Origin of the sequence: Sporosarcina contaminans (assembly GCF_042679045.1) — a bacterium.
Classification (GTDB): Bacteria; Bacillota; Bacilli; order Bacillales_A; family Planococcaceae; genus Sporosarcina; species Sporosarcina contaminans.
Genome location: NZ_JBHTLT010000135.1, coordinates 75,042 through 82,378, shown reverse-complemented (window position 1 = coordinate 82,378; position 7,337 = coordinate 75,042). Strand labels below are relative to the sequence as shown.

The 7,337-nt window shown below is 37.9% G+C and carries 6 protein-coding genes; 4 read left to right on the top strand and 2 right to left on the bottom strand.

The features are described from left to right. Positions 1-139 precede the first annotated feature (139 nt). Positions 140-427, top strand: coding sequence for a hypothetical protein (locus ACFQ38_RS19050; RefSeq protein ID WP_381482880.1), 288 nt, complete (start codon positions 140-142; stop codon positions 425-427). Positions 428-616: 189 nt separating this feature from the next. On the opposite strand, the gene ACFQ38_RS19045 is transcribed toward ACFQ38_RS19050, so the two are convergent. Continuing rightward, positions 617-1,810: a DUF418 domain-containing protein gene (locus ACFQ38_RS19045; protein WP_381482877.1), complete on the bottom strand. Its 1,194-nt coding sequence runs from the start codon at positions 1,808-1,810 to the stop codon at positions 617-619. A gap of 151 nt (positions 1,811-1,961) precedes the next feature. Between ACFQ38_RS19045 and ACFQ38_RS19040 the strand changes: the two genes are divergently transcribed. Next, a complete protein-coding gene (locus ACFQ38_RS19040) occupies positions 1,962-2,684 on the top strand; it encodes a response regulator transcription factor (RefSeq protein WP_336824782.1) in 723 nt (240 codons plus the stop codon). Further along, positions 2,668-4,395 (top strand): sensor histidine kinase, encoded by a 1,728-nt coding sequence (locus ACFQ38_RS19035; protein ID WP_381482873.1) that lies wholly within the window; start codon positions 2,668-2,670, stop codon positions 4,393-4,395. The genes ACFQ38_RS19040 and ACFQ38_RS19035 overlap by 17 nt, the downstream gene beginning before the upstream one ends. 128 nt (positions 4,396-4,523) lie before the next feature. Here the strand turns inward: ACFQ38_RS19035 and ACFQ38_RS19030 are convergent, their stop codons facing one another. Then, positions 4,524-6,362: a DNA ligase D gene (locus tag ACFQ38_RS19030; protein ID WP_381482870.1), complete on the bottom strand. Its 1,839-nt coding sequence runs from the start codon at positions 6,360-6,362 to the stop codon at positions 4,524-4,526. A gap of 102 nt (positions 6,363-6,464) precedes the next feature. Between ACFQ38_RS19030 and ku the strand changes: the two genes are divergently transcribed. Beyond that, entirely contained in the window at positions 6,465-7,295 is an 831-nt protein-coding gene (gene ku, locus ACFQ38_RS19025; RefSeq protein ID WP_336824774.1) for a non-homologous end joining protein Ku, read from the top strand. Positions 7,296-7,337: the final 42 nt, after the last annotated feature.

Below are 7,337 nucleotides of genomic sequence, written 5' to 3'. Positions count from 1 at the left end.
GCGGAAAGCGTCCGCCCTGTAGCGCAAATCAACATTACTCAGCGGTACCTAAGTAAAAGGGTGACGTGCAAATCACATCACCCCAACATTTGATTTAGAACCATTTTTTAAACAGCTTAAACTAAAGTTGGGAGGTGTTATGTTATACTTCAATAAAAAGGATTATAGTCCATTATATGAATACGTGCATCTTCTTTATAAATATGAATTGTTATTAGGAGTGTTTTCTTACATGATGCTGATCTTTTATTATATCGGTATGTTCTTAACACCGATTCTGTCTATTATTTTTTGTGTAAATCTCATATCGTTAATAACGAATATAAAGAATGGAACAAATCATAAAAAAAATGCTTATTGGTTAACCATTTCATTCACGATCATCATCTGGACGCTATCAATGTTGGCTATAATGGCTATTTATTAACCTATAAAAAATATTGTTCTTGCACTCCTATTTTTTATTATCCTCAAATCAATCAATCTCACCCTATACTTTCATTATTGCATTCTACAAATAAATAAGAGCACAAACTACGGTTCCGGTCTGTGCTCCTATTCCTATTTTAACCGCAGGACGATCGCTATACCGCCTTAACTCCCCTTGCCTTCATTTTTACCCATTCGCTTCAGCACTATTTCCTTTCACCTTCCTCTGTTTTGGAATGGAAAAAGATAAATATGTGCCGATACGCATCATTTTTTCTAAAGGCCCATATCGGAAATGCTTTACGTAGAGAGAGCTCAATACGATTTGCACTGCAAAAATGGCGATACCAATCGTTGTTGCCGCAAACACGCCAAGATTTCCGAATAACCCGAGACCGTAGCCGTAAAAAATCGTTGTGCAAATGACCGTTTGTAAAATGTAATTCGTTAAGGACAGTTTCCCTACATTTTCAAATCCGGTTAATAAACGGGAAGAGGCTACTGCACTGTAAATTACTCCGAAAAGGCTAATATATCCTAACGATAAAATGATTCCACCTATTCCTACGAAGCCTTCATTTGGCATAAAAAAGCCGTACGTTTTCATCGTGAATCCTAAAGTAATTCCCACAATTGCGCCTATCCAATAGAGCTTCTTTTCCTGCTTTGGTTGAATAAAAAGCTTCCTTTTTGCTGCGTACATTCCAAATAAAAACATCGGTAAAATTGTGAAAGGCGTCAACAACAGCATGAATAGTAACTCGCCTTCTGATAGTTCTTCAGTGAGTGGATCTTCACCGCTATTTCGATGTTCAAATATTTCCATATACGAGCCGTTTTCATAAATTTTTGTTGTTTGCATAACATGCGCTTCCATTTTGGCAGGCTCTATTAATTCTTCATCTACCGGCGTAAGCAAAGTGACCGATGTAAGTAAAATGAACAAACATAACCCCCATAGTAACATCGTTTTTGCTTTACGATTGAGAAACATTAAAAGAAAGAACCCCATCAATCCGTAAGCGACTAAAATATCTCCTTCCCAAAGAAAGGTTGAATGCAATATTCCAATGATAAGTAATAATAAGCTCCTTCGAAAAAAGTGCCATTTTATTCGTAAGTTTTTTCGTTCTAAACTGTCTCGCATCATGATCATCGAATAGCCGAATAAAAACGTGAAAATCGGCATAAAGCTTCCTTCAACCGCAATTTTTGTAAAACGATAAAACCAATCGTCGACAGGTGTAAGTGTAAATAAATGAATAGTATCTTTCCCCCATAAACCATATTGAAAGATTAATATATTGGCTAATAATATTCCTAATAAGCTAAACCCCCGTAAGCCATCAATCATTTGGACGCGCTTATTCGCATTTTCCATTTTTCACTTCTCCTTATGTTATGGATAGCTTCATCTTACGTACTGATCTTATCTGTCTATCAACGTCCACCTTATTTCTATATTAATTGTACATACGGAAAATTAAGGTTCTGTTAAACTAACTATGATAGGATGAATGCGGGTGATAAGCTTGAAAGAAAAGAAGATATTATTAGTAGACGATGAGTATGCAATTTTGCAAATGCTGAAAATGGTATTGACGAAAGAGAGTTTCGCAAACATTTATACAGCGACGACAGGAACAGAAGCTTTGGAAATGATTAAAAAGCACGCTCCTGAATTTATTGTTTTAGATGTTATGCTGCCTGACATCAATGGTTTTGATCTTTGCACAAAAATCCGAGAGTATACTGACGCGCATATTTTGTTTCTAACCGCGAAAGTTTCGGATTTGGATATATTAACTGGTTTTGAAAAAGGTGGAGACGATTATGTAACAAAACCATTCAACCCGCTCGAAATCGTAGCAAGAATAAAAGCACATTTGAAGCGGAATGTGATTTCATCGAAACCGATGATCACAAATAAGAAAATCCACCAATTTGGGAATGTCATTGTAGATGAAGACGCCGGAGAATTAATCGTAAACGGCAAGATCGTTCCATGCCCTGCCCAAGTATTTTTATTGTTAGTATACTTTTGCAAAAATGCTAACCGTGTTTTATCGAAAGAACAACTATTTACTGCCGTCTGGGGATATGAGCATATGGCAGACGATAATACAGTCATGGTGCATATACGAAGAATTCGAGAGCGAATCGAGCAGAATCCAAGCAAACCAAAGCATCTAGTAACTGTCCGCGGGTTAGGCTACAAACTAGTAAAGGATCAAGCAGATGAGACTAAAGCATAGAATAGCGATCCATTTTTTCACACAAATATTCGTTACGTTTATTGCTACCTTTTTCATGCTTGTATTATTTTTAATTGCAGGCATGCACCTTTTAGCTAAAACCGAGTTGATATCCAATCCGAAAAAAGCAATTGTAGAAAACCTGCCGTACAGTTCACTCTTTAAGGAAGACAATCATATTGAACTAAATGAAACCTGGCAAGATGCATTACGTGAAAACAATATTTGGATGCAAATTATTAATGAAGACGGAAAAGTCATTTACGAACATAATACGATCGACTCTTCTTTAAAAAATGAGTATACAATAAATGATTTGCTTCGTATTGAGGAAACAAATACATTAGGCAATTATACTGTGGAAACCTATTTTGAAGTATGGGAACCACAACCTTATTATTTCCTATTCGGCTATTTGGAAGAACAGCAAATGCTTCTTCAAAACTGGTACGATACTTATGGTGATAATGGAAGGGTTGAAGGAGATAATGAAAATAGGTTAGAGGAAGAAATCAATAAGCACAAAGGTATGCTTGAGATCTATCAAGACGGAAAACTTATAAACACGATCGGGAAAAGCATTGCGCCAAAGAGAAAACCGCTCTCTATAATAGGCAGTATGCATGTTCCGGGAAATTTCGAGACAAAGGTTACTGTTTTGAATGATGATACTGAAAATATTTCATGGGTGTACCATGAATTGAATGACACATATACCGAAAGAATTGTGCTCTTTTTCTCAAATGAGGAATTGCAAATCATTATACTAATTACATTGGTCAGCCTTATCATTCCATTTATATTGTCATTTTGGAATGGCTATCGATATGGCAAACCATTGCTTTTATTAATTAATTGGTTGAAATTCGTTGAACAAAAACAATATGACACTGTTTTACACGGTTTAGAACATAAAAAAATTTACAGAAAAAATGGTAAAGTGAAGTTTCGCTATCGCATATATAAAGAGGTTTTTGAATCCTTTTCGAAGTTATCGGAAAAACTCTCGTTGGCAGATCAAGAAAGAGCGCGATTGGAAAAAACTCGAGAAGAATGGATGGCTGGCATTTCACATGATTTGCGCACTCCCCTCTCAAGCATACAAGGCTACGGCCATATGTTGGAAAGCGATCAGTACGACTTCTCCCGTGAGGAATTGCAGCAAATCGGAACGGTTATCCGTGATAAATCAGAATATATGGTTGATTTGGTCAATGATTTTTCCCTTGTATTCCAATTAAAAAATAGTGCGATTACCATTCAAAAAGAACAAGTTGACATCAATTCATTTATTCAAAATGCGGTGGAAAAACATTCACATGATTTCACATTATATCGAAATCAAATTACTTTTGAACCTTCCCCTATATCCTGTGTTGCAGCGATTGATCCAAAATGGTTTATTCGTGTAGTAGATAATCTGCTTTCCAATGCAATTAAACATAATCCGCCCGAAACGACAATACATGTAAAAGTAAATTGCGAACACGATCAAACGATCATCACCTTCACAGACAATGGCAAAGGGATAGCTAAAGAAGATATAAATAAATTATTTAATCGATACTATAGAGGAACCAACACTACCGAACAAACAGAAGGAGAAGGTTTAGGCATGAACATTGCAAATGCAATTGTCGAATTACACGGCGGAAAAATTCTGATTGATTCTAAAGTGAATAAAGGCACTGAAATCTCGATAATTTTATAGCGTTTGAGCATGCTTCCTACTGTTCAGGCACACTACTCTTTAAACTTCACTACAAACAATTTTTTAGCGGGCTATCTCTTAGATGTGTTAAGAAATAGCCCACATTTTTTCCCCGCATTAGGAATTGTTCATTCACCTAATAGCCCTTTCAACTGCTCAAGTACAATTGCGAATGGCTGCGACTCCCCTATTGTACAAAACTCTCGAAAAGGGTCCCCCATTTTTTCCATTCGCTCCATTACACTGTCTATTGTAAATTGTTCTGGCCTCAATGAAGTCGTTACTTCTTCCCATTGTAACGGTGTAGCAATAGTTGACAATTCATTGCCTCTTGGTGAATACGGAGCGACAATTGTTTTTCCTTCGTGATGTTGAACATAATCCAAATATAATTTATTCCCCCTGTTCTTCTTCAATCGTTCCGTTGTAAACCATTCAGGCTGTTGATCGCAAAGGAAGTCAGCGATGAACTTTGTGAAAAGCCGGGTTTCCTCATAGGTGAACGTATTGAATGGGAGCGGTATATACAATTGCAACCCTTTACCTCCGGACGTTTTGACGAATGACGTAAGTTGAAACTGATCAAATAAACCTTTCATTTGCAAGGCTGCTTCAACGGATAACGAAAATTCGTTTACAGAAGGCGGATCCAAATCAAAAACGATTTCTGTAGGACGTTTCGTATCGATTGTTTGAAAAGGGATATGATATTCAAGTGCAAGTTGATTTCCGAGCCATAACAATGTATTGATGTCATTGCAAACAATATATTCAATATCTTCATCTCTCGCTGTCTTAATAAAATCGGGTGCATAATCTGGAACGCTTTTTTGGTAAAACTTTTCCCCAAGAACGCCGTGGGGAAAGCGAATGACCGTCAGCAATCTTTTTTGAAGAAATGGAAGCATATAAGGAGCTGCCTTTTGCAAATAAAGTAAATAGTCGTCCTTCTCCACGCTTTCATTCGGCCAAATCGGCTTGTCGGGATGCGTCACTTGAACTCTCTCGGGAATCGGGTTCAATTGTCTTAATAGTTGTCTCCATTGACATTGCTGAGGATCAAGCTCAAAGCGGAAAGAACAAAACCGCGGCTCACGCAAATGCTTCCCATCAAAACTGATGCAATACAAATCTGCACAAATTGATGGCGGTATTTCATAAACGGCAGCTCCAATATTTTTACCATTTGCAATAAACAATTCGCTTAACGTCTTCATTTCTTCATCCGTCATTCCATGCTTGAATGTTACGATTTCAATAAGTTCATCCTGTTTATAAACAGCCCCTGTAAAAAATCCATTCACTCGCTCATACTTCGTTATAATGACTGTCGCCAACCGCCAATTTTTCACTTTTAACCATTGATTCGTCCGCTTTTCATTGCTCCACAAACTTTTCTTTCGCTTGGCGATTACTCCTTCTCCATTATGTTCATTGACGATCGACCAAACCTTCTCGTGGTGAGCAAACTGCTCAACTAACTGAATGGAAATTTTATTCCTGTATTGAACAGTTGTCGGCAATCCAAACTGTTTAAAACAGCTTTCCAATTGCTTCTTTCTTTTGTCAAGCTGCTCACCAGTCCAATCAACTCCGTTAAAAGATAACAGATCAAACACAATATATTGGCATGGAAAGGTTTTCGCATGCTCAGCGATCACTTCTTTCTTGCTCATCCGTCCCCTCGTTTGTACGATGGAAAATTCACTTCTAAAATTGTTTTGCAAACAAACCAATTCCCCGTCCCAAACGATCGGCATGTACGGCTTTGCCAACTGTTCAATACGTTGGCATTCTTCGATAATTTCAGGGAAATTGTCATTCAATAATTTTTCATTCCTGCTATACAATTGAATCCCATCTTCATCCCAAATGAGAATCGCCCTAAATCCATCGTATTTCGTTTCATATACCCATTCTTTACCTACCGGTAATTGATCTGCATCCGCCATTAGCATCGGTTTCATGTTTTTCGCTCCAAGTTTTTCATTAGTGTTTGAATTAATCATTTCGCTATACATAGGATTGTGCTGTTCTTCCATACTAATCGTAAAAAGTGGGTGAGCTCTTTGCATACAATTTGGAAAGGAAGCATTAGCTTCGGGCTTGTTAACATTCCAATCAAACTGCATGCCGCAACTGAAAACAATGACATTAAACTCCGGCAGCTTCATAAGGAATGCAATTCCCCGATCAGTTATAAAAAAGTATGTCCAGTTTGTGATAAAGAAGTGAAAAGCGAGGATATCGTCAAGGCATACGAGTATTCGAAAAACAAGTTTGTCGTGTTGGATAATGAGGAGTTGGAAAAGCTGAAAAAGGAAAACGAAGAGAAGGCTGTAGAAATTATTGATTTCGTCAAATTAGAGGAAATCGATCCGATCTATTTTGAGCGGAGCTATTTCATGGCGCCAGATGCCAACGGAGGAAAAGCATATGCTTTATTGCGCAAAGCACTGAAAGAATCTGGTAAGATCGGCGTTGCAAAAATTATTATTCGTTCCAAAGAGCAGCTCGCCGTCGTTCGCGTGTATAAGGAAGCGCTATTAATGGAAACAATCCATTTTCCTGATGAAGTGCGCAATGTCGGTGACGTGCCGAACATTCCGGATGAGGACACAGTCGTCCAAAAAGAATTGGACACCGCTCTCCTCTTAGTCGATCAATTGACGACCGCCTTCGAACCGACTAAGTATACAGATGAATACCGCACTGCCCTCATGGACTTAATTGAAGAGAAAAAATCTGGAAAAGCGACAGTAACAGCGAGCGAAAAACAAACAGCCGCGGCTCCTTCCAATGTCACTGATCTCATGGCAGCATTGCAAGCATCCTTAGATAAAACAAAACCGAAAAAAACAACAACCCGCAAACGGACACCATCCAAAAAACGCGCATAACTCGCTACAAAAACGCATAACGACATCACATATAATTCTTAC

Coding starts and splice junctions, on each gene's coding strand:
- ACFQ38_RS19050 (WP_381482880.1), top strand. CDS start 140: ATGTTATACTTCAATAAAAAGGATTATAGTCCATTATATGAATACGTG.
- ACFQ38_RS19045 (WP_381482877.1), bottom strand. CDS start 1,810: ATGGAAAATGCGAATAAGCGCGTCCAAATGATTGATGGCTTACGGGGG.
- ACFQ38_RS19035 (WP_381482873.1), top strand. CDS start 2,668: ATGAGACTAAAGCATAGAATAGCGATCCATTTTTTCACACAAATATTC.
- ACFQ38_RS19030 (WP_381482870.1), bottom strand. CDS start 6,362: ATGAAACCGATGCTAATGGCGGATGCAGATCAATTACCGGTAGGTAAA.